Source organism: Salinimonas profundi, assembly GCF_014750655.1.
Taxonomy (GTDB): Bacteria; Pseudomonadota; Gammaproteobacteria; order Enterobacterales; family Alteromonadaceae; genus Alteromonas; species Alteromonas profundi_A.
On record NZ_JABBXD010000002.1, the window covers coordinates 19,396 to 40,069 of the forward strand.

Annotated in this window: 13 protein-coding genes; 2 read left to right on the forward strand and 11 right to left on the reverse strand. The window is 49.2% G+C overall.

What is annotated here, in order from left to right; translation table 11 throughout:
- Positions 1-86: 86 nt before the first annotated feature.
- The 3 genes from carB to dapB all read right to left on the reverse strand — a co-directional run bounded on the left by carB (position 87) and on the right by dapB (position 5,775).
- Complete coding sequence (gene carB / locus HHX48_RS04545; protein ID WP_191022673.1) at positions 87-3,308, reverse strand: carbamoyl-phosphate synthase large subunit; 3,222 nt, start codon at positions 3,306-3,308, stop codon at positions 87-89.
- 12 nt (positions 3,309-3,320) lie between these two features.
- Entirely contained in the window at positions 3,321-4,451 is a 1,131-nt protein-coding gene (carA, locus tag HHX48_RS04550) for a glutamine-hydrolyzing carbamoyl-phosphate synthase small subunit (protein ID WP_191022675.1), read from the reverse strand.
- 520 nt (positions 4,452-4,971) lie between these two features.
- Complete coding sequence (gene dapB / locus HHX48_RS04555; RefSeq protein ID WP_191022677.1) at positions 4,972-5,775, reverse strand: 4-hydroxy-tetrahydrodipicolinate reductase; 804 nt, start codon at positions 5,773-5,775, stop codon at positions 4,972-4,974.
- A 155-nt stretch (positions 5,776-5,930) separates the two neighbouring features.
- Here dapB and HHX48_RS04560 point away from each other — a divergent pair, with 155 nt between their 5' ends.
- Positions 5,931-6,614, forward strand: coding sequence for a cytochrome b/b6 domain-containing protein (locus tag HHX48_RS04560; RefSeq protein ID WP_191022679.1), 684 nt, complete (start codon positions 5,931-5,933; stop codon positions 6,612-6,614).
- A 32-nt stretch (positions 6,615-6,646) separates the two neighbouring features.
- Here the strand turns inward: HHX48_RS04560 and HHX48_RS04565 are convergent, their stop codons facing one another.
- The 7 genes from HHX48_RS04565 to grpE form a co-directional block, all read right to left on the reverse strand.
- On the reverse strand, positions 6,647-8,533 hold the full coding sequence (locus HHX48_RS04565; protein ID WP_191022681.1) for a propionyl-CoA synthetase: 1,887 nt from the start codon (positions 8,531-8,533) through the stop codon (positions 6,647-6,649).
- 119 nt (positions 8,534-8,652) lie between these two features.
- The gene (locus HHX48_RS04570; RefSeq protein WP_191022683.1) at positions 8,653-11,121 is read right to left on the reverse strand and encodes a putative bifunctional diguanylate cyclase/phosphodiesterase; all 2,469 of its coding nucleotides are present in this window, start codon (positions 11,119-11,121) and stop codon (positions 8,653-8,655) included.
- Positions 11,122-11,369: 248 nt separating this feature from the next.
- Positions 11,370-11,588: a hypothetical protein gene (locus HHX48_RS04575; protein ID WP_191022685.1), complete on the reverse strand. Its 219-nt coding sequence runs from the start codon at positions 11,586-11,588 to the stop codon at positions 11,370-11,372.
- 114 nt (positions 11,589-11,702) lie between these two features.
- Entirely contained in the window at positions 11,703-12,182 is a 480-nt protein-coding gene (locus HHX48_RS04580) for a c-type cytochrome (protein ID WP_191022687.1), read from the reverse strand.
- Positions 12,183-12,347: 165 nt separating this feature from the next.
- Entirely contained in the window at positions 12,348-13,475 is a 1,128-nt protein-coding gene (gene dnaJ, locus HHX48_RS04585) for a molecular chaperone DnaJ (protein WP_191022689.1), read from the reverse strand.
- Positions 13,476-13,653: 178 nt separating this feature from the next.
- Positions 13,654-15,582, reverse strand: coding sequence for a molecular chaperone DnaK (gene dnaK / locus HHX48_RS04590; protein WP_191022691.1), 1,929 nt, complete (start codon positions 15,580-15,582; stop codon positions 13,654-13,656).
- 98 nt (positions 15,583-15,680) lie between these two features.
- Entirely contained in the window at positions 15,681-16,331 is a 651-nt protein-coding gene (gene grpE / locus HHX48_RS04595) for a nucleotide exchange factor GrpE (RefSeq protein ID WP_191022692.1), read from the reverse strand.
- Positions 16,332-16,593: 262 nt separating this feature from the next.
- Between grpE and HHX48_RS04600 the strand changes: the two genes are divergently transcribed.
- A complete protein-coding gene (locus HHX48_RS04600; RefSeq protein WP_191022693.1) occupies positions 16,594-19,950 on the forward strand; it encodes a PAS domain-containing hybrid sensor histidine kinase/response regulator in 3,357 nt (1,118 codons plus the stop codon).
- Here the strand turns inward: HHX48_RS04600 and HHX48_RS04605 are convergent.
- Positions 19,947-20,588 (reverse strand): response regulator transcription factor, encoded by a 642-nt coding sequence (locus HHX48_RS04605; protein WP_191022694.1) that lies wholly within the window; start codon positions 20,586-20,588, stop codon positions 19,947-19,949. The two genes, HHX48_RS04600 and HHX48_RS04605, sit on opposite strands and share 4 nt — an antisense overlap.
- Positions 20,589-20,674: the final 86 nt, after the last annotated feature.

Sequence of the window (20,674 nt, forward strand, 5' to 3'; positions counted from 1 at the left end):
GTCATGATCAAAAAAAGTGCGCCATTAAGGCGCACAGTTTTCGTTATTAATGTAAAACAGGATACCTCGTATCCTGTTTTTTGTCATCAACGTTTAATTCGCGCGTGTAATTCCTGTACGGAAGTAGCACGATCGCGATCATCTGCCGACTTAGCCTGAACCGTTGCAAACGCAGCGTTCATGGTCGTTGTATAGGTGATTTTATTAAGCAGTGCTTCGCGGCGGATATAGACAGAGTCGGTGATTGCCTGACGTCCTTCGGTGGTATTAATGATGTAGTCATATACCCCGTTTTTGATGGAATCAACAATATTTGGCCGCCCTTCAGATACTTTATTAACAACCGAGCTCATGATGCCAGCATCATATAACTGAGTTGCCGTACCGCGGGTACACTCGATCTCAAAGCCATTTTCCGTCAAAAGTTTTGCCAGCTCAATAACACGGGCTTTATCGGTGTCTCTGACTGAAAGCAGCACCTTACCTTCTTTAGGCAATGGTGCACCAGCGCCCAGATTGGCTTTGGCATAGGCCTCTTCAAACGTTTCACCAACGCCCATGACCTCGCCGGTAGAGCGCATTTCAGGACCAAGCAGCGGATCAACACCCTGGAACTTCGCAAATGGAAGAACCACTTCTTTTACCGCGTAAAACGGTGGGATGACTTCCTCAGTCACACCCTGCTCTGCCAGGCTGACGCCCGCCATTGCCCGCGCAGCCACTTTGGCTAACGGGATACCCGTTGCTTTTGATACAAACGGTACCGTTCGCGCAGCACGCGGGTTGACTTCAATCAGATAAACTTCGCCATCCTTCACCGCGAACTGGGTATTCATCAGACCAACCACGCCCAGCTCAAGTGCCATATCTTTAACCTGCTGACGCATCACATCCTGAATGTCTTTAGGCAAAGAATGTGGCGGCAGTGAACAGGCTGAATCACCAGAGTGAACCCCCGCTTGCTCAATGTGTTCCATGATGCCGCCGATGACCACATCGGTGCCATCACACATCGCATCGATATCGACTTCAATAGCGTCGTCCAGAAAACGGTCCAGCAATACCGGCGAATCGTTAGACACCTTCACCGCCTCATTCAGATAGCGTTTCAGGTCTTTCATGTCATACACGATTTCCATTGCGCGGCCACCAAGTACGTAAGATGGACGAACGACCAGCGGAAAACCAATCTCGTCAGCCCGCTCAAGCGCTTCCTGCATATTACTGACAGTTGCATTGGCAGGTTGCTTCAGACTTAACTTATTGACCATGTGCTGGAAACGCTCACGATCTTCAGCGCGATCAATTGCATCCGGAGCGGTACCAATGATAGGCACACCATTAGCCTCCAGTGCACGGGCCAGCTTAAGTGGCGTTTGTCCGCCGTACTGTACAATCACACCTTTAGGCTTTTCCTTTGCCACGATTTCAAGTACATCTTCCAGTGTCACCGGCTCAAAGTACAACCGGTCTGATGTATCATAATCCGTTGAAACCGTTTCCGGGTTACAGTTGACCATAATGGTCTCATAACCGTCCTCACGCAGTGCCAATGCAGCATGCACGCAACAATAATCAAATTCGATACCCTGACCGATACGGTTTGGCCCGCCACCCAACACCATGATTTTATCGTTGTCAGTGGGGTTGGCCTCACACTCTTCGTCATACGTCGAGTACAGATAGGCTGTACTGGTGGAAAATTCCGCCGCGCACGTGTCCACGCGCTTGTACACCGGGAAGATATCGAACCCACGGCGTACATCACGCACGTCACTTTCAGCAACGTTAGTCAGCTCAGCAAGTCGCGCATCTGAGAAGCCTTTACGCTTCAACGTGCGCATCATCTGTGCATCGATATTACTAATACCCAGTTCGGTTACCTGGTTCTCTAACAGGACCAGATCTTCCAGTTGTACCAGATACCAGCGGTCAACATTGGTCAGCTCGAAGACTTCATCCACTGTCATGCCTAAACGAAACGCGTCAGCGATATACCAGATCCGCTCTGCACCAGGCTCTCTGAGTTCATAAATCAGCTTACTACGCGCATCCGCATCATCCAGATTAATCATGGGGTTGAGGCCCGTGGCACCGACTTCCAACCCGCGCAATGCTTTTTGCAAAGACTCCTGCTGATTGCGGCCAATTGCCATGACTTCACCCACCGACTTCATCTGCGTGGTCAGGCGATCGTTCGCCCCGGCAAATTTTTCAAAGTTAAAGCGTGGAATTTTGGTAACCACATAATCGATGGACGGTTCAAACGATGCCGGCGTCAGACCACCGGTGATGTCATTGTCCAACTCATCAAGGGAATAACCCACTGCCAGTTTCGCTGCTACCTTGGCGATCGGAAAGCCGGTCGCTTTGGACGCCAGCGCCGAAGAGCGCGAAACACGCGGGTTCATTTCAATGATAACCATTCGCCCGGTTTCAGGGTCCACACCAAACTGAACGTTAGAGCCGCCGGTTTCAACACCAATTTCACGCAACACAGCCATTGCTGCATTACGCATAATCTGAAATTCTTTGTCTGTCAGCGTTTGTGCAGGTGCAACGGTAATTGAGTCGCCAGTGTGTACGCCCATAGCATCGAAGTTTTCAATGGTACAGACAATGATGCAGTTATCATTTTTGTCCCGCACCACTTCCATTTCATATTCTTTCCAGCCAATCAGCGATTCATCTATCAGTAGTTCATTGATTGGTGAGAGGTCCAAACCGCGGTGACAGATTTCATTGAACTCATCGATATTATAAGCAATACCACCACCTGAGCCACCCATGGTAAAAGACGGTCTGATAATGCAGGGAAATCCGATGCGGGTAAGCACATCGTGCGCTTCTTCCATGCTGTGTGCAATCTCAGCGCGAGGGCATTCAAGTCCGATGTTTCGCATTGCCTTATCAAAGCGGTCTCGGTCCTCTGCTTTATCAATGGCATCAGCGGTAGCACCAATAAGCTCAACATCAAACTCCTCTAATACCCCCTTGCGATCAAGCTCCAGGGCGCAGTTCAATGCGGTCTGGCCACCCATTGTGGGCAATACGGCATCAGGACGTTCTTTTTCGATGATTTTGCGCACCACTTCCCAGTGAATCGGCTCGATATAGGTAGCATCAGCCATTTCCGGATCAGTCATGATGGTGGCAGGATTCGAGTTCACCAGAATAACCCGATACCCTTCTTCACGCAGTGCTTTACAGGCTTGCGCGCCTGAGTAATCAAATTCACAGGCCTGGCCAATTACAATAGGCCCGGCTCCCAGTATCAATATACTTTTAAGGTCGGTACGTTTTGGCATAGTGGGCGTGTCCTACTGCTTTGATTGTTCGATAAGTTCAATGAAGTGATCAAAAAGCGCGCTGGCTTCCTGCGGACCCGGGCTGGCTTCAGGATGCCCCTGAAAACTGAATGCCGGCTTATCTTTGCGGTGAATCCCCTGCAAAGACTGATCGAACAAAGAAATATGTGTGACTTCAAGGTTATCCGGCAGATTCGTCTCATCAACCGCAAAACCATGGTTTTGGCTGGTGATCATGACCACATTACGTTTCAGATCTTTGACCGGGTGGTTAGCACCATGGTGACCAAACTTCATTTTCACTGTGGTCGCACCGCTGGCAAGCGCCAGAAGCTGATGCCCAAGACAAATTCCAAATGTAGGGATACCTGCATCAACTATCGTGCGAATTGCCTCAATGGCATAATCGCAGGGTGCCGGATCGCCCGGGCCGTTAGACAAGAATACGCCATCCGGATTCATTGCCATCACCTCAGAAGCTGGCGTCTGAGCGGGTACCAGGGTAATTTTACAGCCCCGGTCCACCAGCATACGCAGAATATTGTGCTTAACACCGTAGTCATAAGCCACAACATGAAACTTAAGCTCTGAACCTTTGACATAACCCTGACCTAATTGCCATGAGCCGTCATCCCACTCTCTGGGAGCTTTAATACACACTTCTTTGGCTAAATCCATGCCTTTAAGACCCGGATAGTTTCGGGCCTGTTCTAACGCATCCTGTTCATCCAGTTCATCAGTGCACACAATACAACCATTTTGCGCACCTTTATCCCGCAACAACCGAGTGAGTCTGCGCGTATCGATATCAGCAATACCTACAACTCCTTTTTCAGTCAGGTATTCTGACAGCGTCTGGGTTTGTCTGAAATTGCTGGCAACCAATGGTAGATCGCGAATAACCAGGCCTTTGGACCAGATTTTATCAGCTTCGACGTCTTCAGGGTTGGTACCGGTATTACCGATGTGGGGATAAGTCAGGGTGATGATTTGTTCAGCGTAAGAGGGGTCAGTGAGGATTTCTTGATAACCTGTCATGGAAGTATTAAAAACGACTTCCCCGACGGCCGTGCCTTTAGCACCTATCGCCGTACCTTTAAAAACAGACCCATCCTCTAACACCAATAGGGCAGAATTAGCCAAGTCAACCTCCAAATTAAGGATAACCGAGAGTTCCAACAAACATTGTTAAAACACACAAAAAACGGGAGGTGAGCATCATCATCAACATCCCGTTTGCAGTCTTTGCAGCTAATAAACCTGCACTGAGCAACCGTCAGCGCAAAATCTTGGCAAATTCCAATAAGTATACAGCAGTATTTAAAACAGGTCTACGGCGATTTGAGAAAACTTATAAAAATACCCATTTAGACGCGAAAAATCATGAAACACCGTGAAACATCCACTTTAGTGGGAAATCCGGTAAAGATAATCCTGTTTCCTCCGCCCGGTCACGTGGTGGCTTTCTGTCGAAAAAGCAGCCGAAAGTCATGTGACAGACAGCAAACCTCAGTCGTGTAAGGTGTTGTATTCTCATCGCATACAGATGCCCTCATAACCGCACCTTTCTGCCGATACGTGCGCCAGTCGCCTGCTAACCAATCATCAGGAACCGGGTTATGACTGATTCGTCTGCGCACCGCCTTATGAACGTCAACCTTTATTAATCTGCTAATGCCAGTACATCTTTCATCGAATACAGGCCCGCTGACTGCGTGGTGAGCCACTTTGCTGCTCTGACAGCGCCGTTGGCAAAGGTCAGACGACTGGATGCCTTGTGCGTAATCTCCAAACGCTCGCCAATATCTGCAAACATCGCCGTATGCTCACCCACAATATCGCCACCGCGGACAGTAGCAAAGCCAATCGTTTCGTGTTCCCGCTCGGGCTCATGGCCTTCTCTGCCATATACGGCACATTGTGATAAATCTCTGTCTAACTCATCTGCAATCGCTTCACCAATGGCCATGGCGGTGCCGGACGGGGCATCTTTTTTAAAACGGTGATGCGCTTCAGTAATTTCAATATCCGCGGTGCTTCCTAGCGCATTGGCGGCCTGCCTGACCAGCGCAAGCATCACATTGATACCCACACTGTAATTCGCTGCGAAAACCACGGGTATGTGTTTGGCGGCATCCCGTAAAACTGACATTTGTTCATCGGATAATCCGGTTGTGCCAATAACAACAGGCTTCTGGTTTGCTTTGCACCATTCCAGATTGTGTGTCAGGGCGGCCGGAAGCGTAAAGTCGATCATCACATCAATGTCTGATGGTCTGAGCGTGTTGACCGCGCAACAATCTACAGACAACTTGCCAACACCAGCCAACTCACCTACGTTCATGCCCACCCAGGGTGAATCTTCTCTGACTGTGGCGGCAGCCAGTTTTGCGCGCTCATCGTTTTGTACAGCTTCAATAAGCACACGGCCCATACGACCATTTGCGCCAAAGATACCTACCTTCATACTTTTATTCCCATACTCATCGTTACCCAGCATTTTGCCTGATGAAATTACGCTTGCAACTCATCTGCGTGTATATTACGCGTTCATACGATATGCTGCTTTTACCTTATAAGGCGCTTGCGCAGACAGATAATGCCTGAATGATGGAGAAACCGATGGAACGCCGCCTCGTCTGGGACCTGCCTACCCGACTCTTTCACTGGCTGCTTGTGGCCAGCCTGATTGTGCAGTATCTGACTGCAACCTGGATAGAAAACGCCATGCAGTGGCACTTTTACTGCGGTTACTTTACTCTTGGCCTGCTGGTATTTCGTCTCCTATGGGGCCTGGTCGGGCCAACCTACGCGCGCTTTACCCACTTTCTGACCTCCCCTGCCACTGTCCTCAATTACAATAAAACCCTGTTTTCTCGTCATAGTGTGGCCTATACCGGTCATAATCCCCTTGGTGGTTATGTAGTGGTACTGATGCTGACAATGCTAATTACCCAAGCGGTAAGCGGGCTGTTTATGACAGACGACATATTTATGGAAGGGCCGTGGTATGCCAGTGCCAGTCAGTCAGTCCAGAATTGGATGAACACACTACACCGAACAGGATTTAACTGGCTGCTGGCAATTATTGCACTGCATATTACCGCTGTGATTTTTTACGCAATATTTAAAAAACAGCCGCTCACGAGCGCTATGCTGCATGGAAAAAAGTCTACCAAGAAGCCCGCAATCCGTTCATCAAAACTCTGGCTCGCAGCCTTCCTGGTAGTGGTAACCGCTATTTTAATTTACTATCTTGTGGTCATTGCACCACCGGCACCGGTTACCGAAGAGGTGTATTATTAAAAGCGCTATGCTTGGACACGGCGTCCCTGATATTAACTGATCACGCCTTTTTTACGCATGCATTGTTTTACATCGTCAATGGCCTGGGGATCATCAATGGTAGAAGGCACATTGAGCGGTTCATTGGATACCATTTGTCTTAATACTTTTCGCAATATTTTTCCTGACCGTGTCTTAGGCAGGCGCGGAACAACGATCGCCTGTTTAAAGCTGGCAACTGGTCCGATAGCATCGCGTACCATGGCAATAAGTTCAGCCTCCAGTGTGGCCTCATCGATAGCAGCACCGTCTTTTAGCAATACCATCCCCAGCGGGACCTGCCCTTTCATACTATCAGCCACGCCAATAACCGTGCATTCAGCCACCGCGGGATGTGCAGCCAGTACTTCTTCCATTTCGCCGGTGGAGAGTCGGTGACCTGCTACATTTATGACATCATCGGTTCTGCCCATAATAAAAACATAACCGTCATTATCTTTATAGCCTCCGTCACCAGAACAATAATAGCCATCGTAACGTGACAAATAGCTGGCCTTAAACCGTTCATCATCCTGCCAAATGGTTGGCAGACACCCTGGTGGTAAGGGCAGCCTGATGGCAATGGCCCCCTGTTCACCTGCGGGCAGCGTATTGCCTGATTCATCCAGCACCTGAACATTGAAGCCAGGTACCGGCAGCGTCGAGGAACCGGGTTTTGTGTTAAATGCCTCGATGCCCACTGGGTTGGCACAAATCGGCCAGCCGGTTTCTGTTTGCCACCAATGGTCTATCACCGGTTTGCCCGTGTGCTCGCGGGTCCAGTCATAGGTAGCGGGATCGAGTCGCTCGCCAGCCATGTAAACAGCTCGCAGACTGGACAGTGCCTGCGCGTTAATTTTCTTACCGTCGGGATCTTCCTTTCGAATGGCTCTGAAGGCCGTTGGCGCGGCAAAAATCACATTCACCTTATACTCTTCTATCACTCGCCAGAAAGCACCGGCATCTGGTGTCTTAACTGGTTTGCCTTCATACATAATCGTCGTCGCCCCGTAAATTAAAGGACCGTAAATAATGTATGAGTGGCCCACCACCCAGCCAACATCTGACGCCGCCCAGAAGACATCCCCTGGTTTAATATTGTAGATTGCGCTTAACGAAAAATTCAGCGCGACGGCATGACCGCCGTTATCGCGTACCACGCCCTTGGGTTTACCCGTGGTGCCGGAGGTGTACAAGATATATAACGGATCGGTGGCATTCACCGACGTGCAGGCAGCAGGCTGCGCATGTTGCGTCACGTCACACCAGTCACTGTCCCGGGTGGCGTCCAGGGTAGCGGAGACTTGTTCGCGCTGATAAACAATGCAGTGATTAACCGAATGACTGGCCAGTCTGATTGCTTCATCCACCAGCGGCTTATACGCGATGACACGATCAACCTCTATACCACAGGACGCGGTGACAATCACATCAGGTTTAGCATCGTCAATTCTGACAGCCAGCTCGCGGGGCGCAAAACCGCCAAACACCACAGAATGAATAGCCCCAAGCCGAGCACAGGCCAGCATGGCAATCGCCGCCTGGGGAATCATTGGCATGTATATGACAACCCTGTCACCTTTTTCCACGCCTTTTTGCTTCAATGCTCCGGCAAACTGGCTGACTTCATTAAGTAAGTCTTGATAAGTAAACGATTGTTTTGTGCCTGTAACCGGGGAGTCGTAAATGAGAGCAAGCTGATCGCCTCTGCCGTGCTTCACATGATGATCAAGCGCCATGTAGCAGGTATTCATCTGACCATCAGCAAACCATTCGTCCCGACCTGCTGTGTCAGACAATATTGTTTCGGGAAACGTATACCAGGGAAGTTTTCTGGCCTGCTCCTGCCAAAATCCTCTGGGGTCAGAAATCGCGCGTTTATACTGTGATTGATAATCCATGATAGTGTCCTGTGTAGGCAAGCAGACGCTGTAGAGTCTGATAAAACCGTTCGACTCTCTCTACACTAGTACACTTTTTCAACATCAGGGATAAGACTTCAGCCTTATATGCGTATACCCTATCCCGCCTTGCGGCCGTTGAGTAGCGTCACCCATGCATCTTCAACCACCGGTCTGGATAGATGGAAGCCCTGAAACACCTGGCATCCGCGTTCAGTTAAATAGCGCAGCTGAATATCATTTTCAATCCCCTCTGCTACGGTACTTACGCCCATTGCATCCGCCATATCAATAATGGTATTCACAATGGGCACTTCCTCCTGCGAGAAATTGATCTCATCAACAAAGTATCGATCAATCTTCAGCTCACTAATGGGAAGCTCTTTTAAATAACTCAGACTGGAGTATCCCGTGCCAAAGTCATCAATCGAAAAGCGAAAACCAAATACAGCCAACATCTCCATCCGCTCACGAACAATGCTGATACCGGATACCACTGTCGTTTCGGTGATTTCCAGCTGTAATTGTGCTGGCTGGATATGCCAGCGCTGAACGATCTCCATGAGTTTATCAGCAAAATCCGGACGCGCGATGTGGCGCCCACTGATATTAACCGCAATCCGGGTGATTATGCCCTGCTGATGGCAATGCGCAAGAATGCGACATGCTTCTTCCAGTACCCAATACCCAATATCGACAATAACATCACTTTCTTCGGCTATTGGAATAAACTCGCCGGGACTGACCGGCCCCAGAGACGGCTGATTCCATCGTAATAGCGCTTCAGAGCAGACCACATTGCCATGTTCGTCAAACTGAGGTTGAAGCATCAGATAAAATTCGTTGTTCTCAAATGCCTGAGCAAAGGCTTTACCGATAAAGTTGTGGCGCTCGTAATCTGAAAATGCGCGTCGGTCAAAAGCAACCTTGCCCGCCAGGCCTTGCCCCTTTGCACGGTTACGGCCGAATTCGAGAATGCCGACAATTTTTTCATAGGTTGCCAGATTGCCTTCTATTAGCGCAGATGACACAGAAGCACTGATGGGGTGAAGATGGTCATGTAATGTTATATCGGCGAGCACATCCCGTTGCAGCTTCCACTCTGCTTCATTTCGCATCTCTTCAATTGCAGTATCGCTGGCATCAAATGGTGCGCTGAATACCAGAAAAAAGCGGTCTGCATCGCCGCGATAGGCGTTAAATAAAGCCGGGACATGGGTTTCGATGCGTTTAGCTAGAATTTTCAGGATGAAGTCACCAATGTCTTTACCAAAGGTAAGATTGAAATGAGAGAACTTATCAACGTCAAACATCAGACAGTACAGGTCCTGATCACGCTCTCTGGCCTGACGTATTAAACCTTTAATATCCCGCTCAAAAGATTTCAGGTTCGGCAGACCGGTAATATCATCGAAAAATGCCATCCGATACATCGTATCCGACGCTTCTTTTCGCTCGGTAATATCGCTGATAATAATGACATACTGTTGATAGCCATCCTGAAAAATGGGCGTGACAGACAACTCGATAGGAAACTGCTGACCGTTATTTCTGGCGCCATAAAGCTGATGCTCCTGACTTATTCCCACGGCGCCAACCAATGTCTCAATAGTGCTTTTCGCTGCAAACAGATCCGGCACGAGGTGTGCGATATCTGTACCAATGTAATGCTCTGCAGCAAGGCCGAATATGCGCTCTACAGCCATATTGACAGTGATAACAGTACCCTGATCGTCCACGGTAAATATGGCATCATTGAGGTTGTCCAGTATGGTTCTGAAGTAGGTCGTAAAGTTGTGCTGGGTATCTGACAAGCGCCGCTGCTCAGTAATATCACTGATCGTCCCGACGACACTATGGCTAACGCCAAGCGGCCCCGGGCTGGCTGTTATTTTTGCCCACCGCTGTTTGCCAGCACCGGTAAAATATGGGACTTCCAACTGCTTGGTGGTATGGTGTATACATACCTGCTGTATTAATGCATCAATCTGCTGACGGGACGCATGGGGAAAGGTCGACAATGAGCGATGCAGCGCGACAACATTGTTCCCCTGAAAACCAAACAGCCGGTAAGTCTGTTCACTCCAGAGTATAGCGTTGTCTGCGACCAGAAACTCCCAGCCACCGGTTTGCGTTTTGGCACTTATATTTTCAAGTACACTACAGCAATTTGCTGGGGCACTATCGCCCTGAACATCAAAAGTCCGGTGGAACTGGTAAATACTATCGACACAAAGCTGGATTACCTGCTGCGTGTTGTCAGATAAAGCACTATCAGACAGGCGACACACAATAATCAGCGTACATGTTGCGAAGTGTAACGGGCATAGCGCCCAGGTAGTGTTATCTGCTACAACGTAATCGATATCTGCGTTTTGCTCATCATCGCATTCGATGTATGAACGAACTACGGGTTCTGCTTCGCCACTTTCGCAGTCATCACAGACAAGTGACAAATTTTCATCATCACAAATATAAACATGTACGTCAGTAACATCTCTGTAATCACGAATAACAGATACTACTGTGGCGATACGTGCTCTGTAGCCGGGCTTAGTCAATATTTGCCTACTCGCTTGGCTATTCACAGGCTTATCTCCTTTTAGCCACAATCCAATGTCCACTGGTACGCTCACCTTTGCGCTGAGCCGTGTCTACCCGACAGCTCCAAAACGTGACGTAACCTAATTATCTAATGCATAGCAAAACGTAGTCTATAGATTAGATTATGCCAATTTAAACGGAGTAATTTCTGTGCTGGGGTGATGCGCATCGAGGGTGTCACAGGCAGTAGGCGCCTGTAAAAAATCAGGCGCAACTGTGATTTGATGTGGGATCAGGGGCGAGTGGGTGTATCTTCAAGTAGCTTAATGATTTCCTGATGGTTGCCCGTTTTGGCAAGGTCAATCAGATAGCTTTTTTGAAGCTCATCGAGCATTTCATTAGTCAGCAACTGCTTTACTCTGTTGACTTCCCCATTGGCAATGGCTGATTGCAACCCTTCCATTCCTGCGATGCTTTTGTCGCTGGGTGCATGATCATCTTCAATCGTCATAAAGAACTCCCCTCAAATAGGCTGGTTTAAGCGTGCTAAACTCTGACACAACGTCAGCTTCTGCATGCCTGTAAAAACATTTTGGTGTCTGCGCTACCCTTTTCGTCAGGCAAACTAATCCATTTTATAATCGTCGTGACATGCTTTGCAGGTACTACCGAGCTTGCCAATGGCATCCCGATACGCGGATTCGTCGCCCGACTTCGCCACACTCTGCAGGTTTGCAGCTGCATTTTTAAGATCGGCAATCTTGCTTTCCACATCATCAAAGTTTGACCACAATGATGCTTTGGCTGATGATTCAACACCGCTGTCACTGGTATCTACCCGAAGGTAATCAGATAACATCGCCGCAAGCTGTTCCATACGCATCGCATTGGTTTCCATTACCTGCGCGTCATAGTCAATTTTGCCTTTTGCCATGCCGCCAAGTGGTGCAATGTTACTTTTAAGCAAAGTGAATACTGACTGTCGATATTCAACATACGCCTCGGCATGTTTTTCTGACATTGCCCTGGTCACATCAGCCGCTTGCACGGGCAGGCCGATAGTCAATCCTGCGACAGCGGCACTTATTAACAATACACGCTTCATTGTATTCATCCTTTTTTCCAATTATTGGCTTATCTACGTACCAACCTGCTATTCAGCTTAACTGATCACTATGGGCCCTGGCCTATTTGCAATCATGGCATCGCCGACCGGCCTATTTCGAAAAGGCAAAAAAAAGCCCTTCGTAGTGGAAGGGCTTTTTAATGATTAGTTAGTCAGGTCGTCAAAAAACTTTTTAACCCCGTCGAAGAATCCCTGCTCTTTGGGGCTGTGCTTAGATTTTGCTCCGCCCATTGATTCATCGAGTTCTTTCAGCAAATCTTTTTGCTTTGATGACAGATTAACCGGCGTTTCGACCACAACCTTACACATCAGATCGCCGACCATTCCATTGCGCACAGACTTAACGCCTTTACCGCGCAAGCGGAACATCCTGCCGGTTTGCGTTTCAGGACTTACTTTCAGCTTAACTTTGCCGTCAAGCGTTGGCACCTGAAGCTCTCCACCCAGCGCTGCTGTAGTAAAGCTCAGTGGTACTTCGCAATACAGATTGTTGCCATCACGAGAAAAGATATCGTGCTGTCTGACATGAACCTGAACATATAAATCGCCTGCTGGTGCACCGGCTTCACCCGCTTCACCTTCGCCATTTAAGCGAATACGATCGCCGGTATCCACACCCGCCGGAATCTTAACCGACAGTGTTTTGGTCTTTTCTGTACGGCCCTGGCCACGACAGCTGTTGCACGGGTCACTGATAATTTTGCCGCGCCCCGAACACGTTGGACAGGTTTGCTGAACGGCGAAAAAGCCCTGACGCATTTGCACCTGACCGTTGCCGTGACAGGTTGGACACGTTGTGGGTGACGTACCTTTTTTCGCGCCTGACCCATGACAGACTTCACACTCGACCAGCGTCGGCACTCTGATTTCTACATCTTTACCACGAACCGCTTCTTCTAACGATAATTCGAGGTTATAGCGCAGATCTGCACCCTGACGTGCTCGTGACTGGCGCCCACGGCCACCACCAAAGATGTCGCCAAATACGTCGCCGAAAATATCGCCGAAGTCAGCGCCGCCACCGAAGCCCGCGCCACCGCGATTAGGATCGACGCCGGCGTGTCCGTACTGATCATACGCTGCGCGCTTCTGATCATCAGTCAGAATTTCGTAAGCTTCCTGAATCTCTTTGAATTTATCTTCAAGTGCTTTGTCGCCCTGCGTGCGATCAGGGTGATATTTCATCGCCAGCTTTTTATACGCTTTTTTGATATCGCGTGCGCCGGCGCTTTTATCAACGCCTAACACTTCGTAGTAGTCACGTTTCGACATATCGCTACTTTTCCTACTTCGTTACTTCAAGTGCCTGAGATCATCACACACTTTATCAATCGGTTATCACAGTACAATTTCATTGCCTTTACACAACAAAAGGCGCAACAAGACTATCCTGCTGCGCCTGAACTGTGACGTAATTCCGGGCTAACCACCCGGAATGCCGGACGACAGCTTACTTTTTATCGTCGTCTTTTACTTCTTCAAACTCAGCGTCCACGACGTCGTCGTCGGTTTTACCCTGCTGCTGCGCTTGATCAGCATCACCTTCTGCACCTGGTTGGCCGCCCTGTGCCTGCGCCGCTTCCATCAGCTTGCCAGACGCTTCAACCAATGCCTGCGTTTTGGCTTCGATTTGTTCTTTATCTTCGCCTTTCACCGCAGCTTCCAGGTCAGTAATCGCCTGCTCAATAGGTGCTTTATCTTCTTCAGATAGTGCATCACCCACTTCGTCAAGCTGCTTACGCGTGGCGTGGATCATGCCGTCAGCTTGGTTACGCGCCTGAATCAGTTCCTCGAACTTCTTATCCGCGTCTTTATTGGCCTCTGCATCAGCGACCATCTTTTCAACTTCATCATCGCTCAGACCTGAAGATGCCTTGATAGTAATTTTCTGCTCTTTACCGGTATCTTTGTCTTTAGCAGATACGTGTAAAATACCGTCAGCATCAATATCAAAGGTCACTTCGATTTGCGGCACGCCACGTGCTGCCGGACGAATACCTTCAAGGTTAAACTGACCCAGAGATTTATTACCGCTGGACTGTTTACGCTCACCCTGCAGGACATGCACGGTTACCGCAGACTGATTATCTTCCGCTGTAGAGAAAGTTTGCGATTTCTTAGTCGGAATCGTCGTGTTTTTCTCAATCAACACGGTCATCACGCCGCCCATTGTCTCGATACCCAGAGACAGCGGTGTTACGTCAAGTAGCAATACGTCTTTCACATCACCGGCTAATACACCACCCTGAATCGCTGCACCAACAGCAACCGCTTCATCAGGGTTAACATCTTTGCGCGGCTCCTTGCCGAAGAACTCAGACACATATTTTTGCACTAACGGCATACGCGTCTGACCACCAACAAGGATAATGTCTTCAATGTCGCTTACCGACAGATCCGCATCAGCCAATGCCTTCTTGACCGGCTCAAGCGAATTTTTAACCATATCTTCTACCAGCGACTCAAGTTTGGCGCGGGTAATCTTGATAGCAAGGTGTTTAGGACCTGATGCATCAGCAGTAATGTACGGTAGATTCACTTCCGTCTGCTGCGCTGAAGACAGCTCGATCTTCGCCTTCTCACCGGCTTCTTTCAAACGCTGCATGGCCAATGGATCTTTACGCAGATCAATGCCTTGTTCGCGTTTAAATTCATCAACAAGATACGTGATGATACGGTTATCAAAATCTTCACCACCTAAGTGGGTATCACCATTTGTAGCCAGAACTTCAAAAGTGTGTTCGCCATCTACCGCATCAATTTCGATGATAGAGATATCAAATGTACCGCCACCAAGGTCATAGACTGCAACAACGTTGTCGCCTTTCTTCTTGTCCATGCCGTAAGCAAGCGCCGCGGCAGTTGGCTCGTTGATAATACGTTTAACTTCAAGACCGGCGATACGACCCGCATCTTTCGTTGCCTGACGCTGAGAGTCGTTGAAGTAAGCCGGTACAGTAATAACTGCAGCGGTTACTTCTTCGCCCAGGTAGTCTTCTGCGGTTTTCTTCATCTTTTTAAGCACTTCAGCAGACACCTGAGGTGGCGCCATTTTTTCACCTTTTGCGGCTACCCAGGCATCACCGTTATCTGCTTTAGTGATTTGATAAGGCATAATATCAATGTCACGCTGTACTTCTTTATCTTCAAAGCGACGACCAATCAGTCGCTTGATAGCAAACAACGTGTTTTCTGGGTTAGTTACAGCCTGACGCTTAGCAGACTGACCAACCAATGTTTCACCGTCATTGGTGTATGCAATGATCGAGGGCGTGGTGCGATCACCTTCCGCGTTTTCAATTACGCGTGGTTTGTCGCCGTCTAACACTGCGACACATGAATTTGTTGTACCTAAATCGATACCAATGATTCTACCCATTACGTGTCTCCGAAAATATGTTCTGTAATTTCTGCACTTTTAGTGGGGTTATTTCCGCCACTTTTCAATACTCAACAGCAAAAAGTTTTGCTTATTTATCAGGCTTTGGTGTCAACGCCGCTATCAGGTGCGCGTGCCACCATCACCATGGCCGGTCTTAACAGACGACCATTTAATTCGTAACCTTTCTGCATGACCGTCATCACCGTATTCGGTTCGTGGTCTGCACTTTCCTGCATCGCCATGGCCTGATGCAATTCAGGATTGAAAGCTTCGCCCTGTGGGTCGATAGTCTTAACGCCAAACTTTTCAATGGTGCTGATAAATGATTTTTGTGTCATTTCAACGCCATCAAGCAAAGGTTTGACTGCATCGTTGGAGCTGTCGCCAGCCTCAAGCGCGCGTTCCAGGTTATCTACTACAGGCAGTAGCTCACCCGCGAAACGCTCCAGCGCAAACTTTCTCGCCTTCTCAACTTCAGCTTCTGCACGACGGCGCGCATTTTCCATATCAGCACGGGCCCGTAAAACGCCTTCCTGCTGATCTTTGATTTTTGCTTCCGCTTCGCTTAATGCTGTTTCAAGTGCATAGATGCGTTGCTGCGCGTCATCATCACCGGCAGCGGCTTCTTCTTCGCTGACAACCTCACCTTCCTGAACCGGAATTTCCTGTGCCTCTTCCTGCACGTTTTCTGCGGTTATCTCAGCGTCATTTTCTGGCTGCGCCTGCTCGTCGCGCTTTTCGCTCATGCCTACCTCCAACTAAATATTCAGGGCAATTTTTCGTTACCCCTTCAATAGGGTCGTTCAGTGATTTTTCCAGCCCCTGTATGCAAAAAACTTTGTTATTTAATCTTTTGCTCAGTCAGTGCTGAACTGCGTGTGGGCTTAGTAATGGGGTTTGTTTGAGCAGCTTCAAGGGTTACCTATAAGATTTCCCTTACTGTTACCTGTGAAGCGCGGTCAACTTGCGGTATGTTATTGTCTGGTAACTCGTTTAATTATAAAAACCATGCTAAGTATCTGGACTGTCGGCGCCATCGTGGTGGGATATCTGACGTTTTTGTTCATTGTCGCTTTTTTAGGTGACAAGTACCTGAAGGCCAATCAACAGCATCCGATTCTCTATAGCCTGGGATTAGGCGTTCACTGCACATCATGGGCATTTTTCGGCACCACCACACAAGCTGTACAGTTTGGATGGGCGGTGGTACCCACCTACGCTGGCATCATACTGGTAATGATGTTTATGTTTCCGGTGTTATTACGCATAAACCGGCTTTGCCAGCAGCACAGCATCAGCTCGCTGGCTGACTTCATCGCGCTTCGTTACCAGCGTTCACACCTCATTGCCGCTGTTATCACAGCGATATGCTTTATCGGCGTGATCCCCTACATTGCCTTACAGCTGGATGCGATAACCAAAAGCATTAACTTGCTGGCGCCGAACGCCCGACAGGGTCTTAACACGGTTGGCATCTACGTTGCTGCTTTAATGGCACTGTTCGCCATTTTATTCGGCACCCGAAGCCTGAGCCTCAAAGAGAAGCACCCTGGGTTATTACTCACTATCGCCGTTGAGTCTGTGCTCAAGCTGATTGGATTATCTGTCGTCGGCCTGTTTGCCTGTTATGTCCTGTTCGACGGCCCCCTGGATCTGGTGGCACAGGCTGCGCAGCACCCGGCATCCCGCGACATTCTTTATGCTGACAATGCGCCATGGGTTTACCTGGGGCATGTGCTGTTAGGCGTGTGTTCCATGTTTGTTCTGCCCCGACAATTTCATATGAATTTTGTCGAAAGTAACGGTGATGGCGAGCTTCGCACGGCTCGCTGGCTGTTTCCGTTATACCTGTTGAGTATGACTGTATTTATTTTGCCGCTGGCGCTGGCCGGGCAGATGCTGCTGGACACCGCAGTCATTAGCTCAGACGAATTTGTACTGGCATTACCGTTATCCCAGTCAAACCTGCCGGTTTCAATGGCGGCCTTTATTGGCGGGCTCTCTGCCACCACCAGTATGATTATCGTGGCGACACTGGCGCTAGGCATCATGATTGCCAACAATCTGATTACACCACTCTGGTTGACTATACGTCTGAAAAAACGCTCAGTAAGTACGATGAAAGCCAGCGGCATTCTTACTATCCGGCGCATTACCGTACTAGTGGTACTATCGGTGGCTTACTGGTATCACCTGAATGTCAGTCAGTCAGCGCCACTGGTCAAAAGCGGCATTATTGCTATTGCCCTGCTGGGTCAGATGCTGCCGGCAATGTTATTAGGCATGTACTGGCAGCGCAGTACTGTTACCGGCGCCTATATGGCCATACTGACCGGTTTCGCCGGCTGGCTGGCCTGGGTGCTTTACCCCAGCCTGCTATCGAGTTATTACTTTGAGCCCGCGCCCAGTGATAGCCAGTTAGCCGGAGGCTTCGTGCTTAGTTTGCTGGTAAACGTAGTGACATTGGTACTTATCAGCATCATGACGTCATCACGCCACACCGTTCATGATGAAGAGCCGCTCAAAACACCGGCGTTGATGATTCGGGTGGCCAACCTGATGCAATTAACACAGCGGGTGTTAGAGCCACAAGAACAACAGCAGCTCAGCGAGCAGCTTGCGGGCAACAGCGCGGCGGGCACGGGCTATGCCAGTGCCGGGTTACTGCAGAAGGTCGAGCGGCTGCTGGCAAATCAGGTAGGAACACCGGGTGCCCGCGTCCTGTTAAGTGCACTGGCAGAAACCAGACACCATGAACTCCCCGATCTTGTAGACTGGGTCGAAGAAGCTTCAATGTCATTTCAGTTTAATCACGAAGTGCTACAGTCGTCAGTACAACATATTCATCAAGGCATCAGTGTTCTGGATCAGCAATTATGTCTGCTGGCATGGAACAAACGCTACGAAGCGTTATTTGATTACCCCGCAGACGTGCTTGAAACCGGCATGCACATTGAACAATTGCTGCAATACAACGCTAAACGCGGGCTGTTGGGAGACAGTGATAACGTCGACAATGAGATCGCCAAGCGCATTGCCTTTATGCAAGAAGGAACCCGCTATAAATATATTCGCCGCCAGCCAGATGGAAAAGTCATCGAGCTTAATGGCAGTCCCTTACCCGGCGGTGGCTATGTTACCACCTACAGTGACATTACCGAGTACATCCAGATTCAGGAAGCCCTTGAAAATTCAAAGCTGGCACTGGAAGACAGAGTCAGGCAACGCACCGAAGAATTGCAACAGGCGCGAAATGATGCTGAACGCGCCAATGAAAGTAAAACGCGGTTTCTCGCTGCTGCAGGGCATGATCTGATGCAGCCCTTTAATGCTGCCACCTTATTTGCTTCTCTACTGACTCAACGTACAACCGGCACGGCGCTGGAAGAATTAAGCCAGGGTGTCGTTTCATCATTAAACAGTGCCGAAACGCTCCTTTCTATGCTACTGGATATGACAAAGCTGGAATCCGGGGTGATGATACCGGAAGTATCCTGCTTTGCGCTTAACGATGTGCTGACCCCACTGGTACAGGAATTTTCTGTCATTGCCCGTCAAAAAGGACTGACGCTTAATTATCCGCAGACATCAGTGTACGTTCATTCTGATAAGCGCTTGCTGCGGCGTATTGTGCAGAATCTGGTCTCCAACGCAATTCGTTATACAGACTCAGGAACCGTGCTGGTTGGCGTCAGAAGATGTGCGGATAATACTGTTTCCATCTGGGTATGTGATACCGGTACCGGTATCGCGCCGGAAAAACAACAGGAAGTATTTACTGAGTTTCATCAGCTGGACGCCAATGAAAACAATCCCGGGCTGGGATTGGGCCTGACTATCGTTGACCGCATAAGCCAGCTACTCGCCCACCCTATCCGACTGGATTCAATGCCGGGAAAAGGCACGCGATTTACCGTGACATTACCACGAGTAGCCCGCCCGGTGAATCTACCTTCACCGCCAGTCAGTGTTGAACAGTCAAATTCATGTACGGAACAATTTCTGGTAGACAAATCGGTGCTGATTGTTGAAAACGATCCTGACGTGGCCAAAGCCATGAAGCTGACGCTGGAACAATGGGGCGCTACGACACTGCTGGCAGATAATCTGGAGTCTGCGCTGGCAGCATGCTCTGCGCCCCCGTCTTTGATGGTGGTGGATTATCATCTGAGTAACCAGCAGACAGGGACATCCGTTGCCCTGCATTTACGTGAGCGATGGCAGCATGCTGTACCCGGTATATTAAATACGGCTAAACGAGACGAAAATATCAAGGAGATTGCAGCCACCGCACAGCTTTACTATTTACCTAAACCCGTCAAGTCGCTGGCCTTGAAGCGCGCGATTAAGCGATTACTCAATTAGTGTTCAGCTACCAGTTGATTAAACAGGACACCCGCCTGGGTACGGTTTACTACCTGTAACTTGCGTAAAACAGCGGAAACGTGCTGCTTAACCGTAGATTCAGAAATAGAAAGCTCAAATGCAATTTGCTTATTGAGCAGCCCGGCTGCCAGCATTTTTAACACGGTGTACTGATGTGGCGTAAGCTGGGCGAGGTTGTGCGCAAAACGGGTTTGCTCAACAGCTTCAGGCTGGAGAGTGTCGTTTTGCACATGCTCGGGCAACCAGTTTTCGCCCTGCATGATTTTTTCAACAGCAGAGGTTATTTCATCCAGCGGGGTGGACTTTGGGATAAAACCGCAGGCGCCGATATCCATAACCCGCCGGATAAGCGCCGGCTCATCCTGCGCAGATACCACAACGGTGAGTATATCCGGATAACGATTCAGTAGCTCTCCCAACCCGTTGAGGCCCGTGGTACCCGGCATGTTGAGATCTAAAAAGAGAAGCTCAACCTCGGGGTTTGCCGCCAGGGTATCCAGGGTTTCCGCCAATGTGGAGGATTCCAGAATAGCTTCACCGACAACGCCGCAAACTGCCTGTTTCATTGCAGCACGAAATAACGGATGATCATCAGCGATAAGAACAGGCGTGGACATAAGCAAAGAACAACAGGTTGCAAAGTTGTTACTACTATATCAACGAAATGAAAACCCGCAAGAGAAAACAAAAAAAGGCAGGTGTG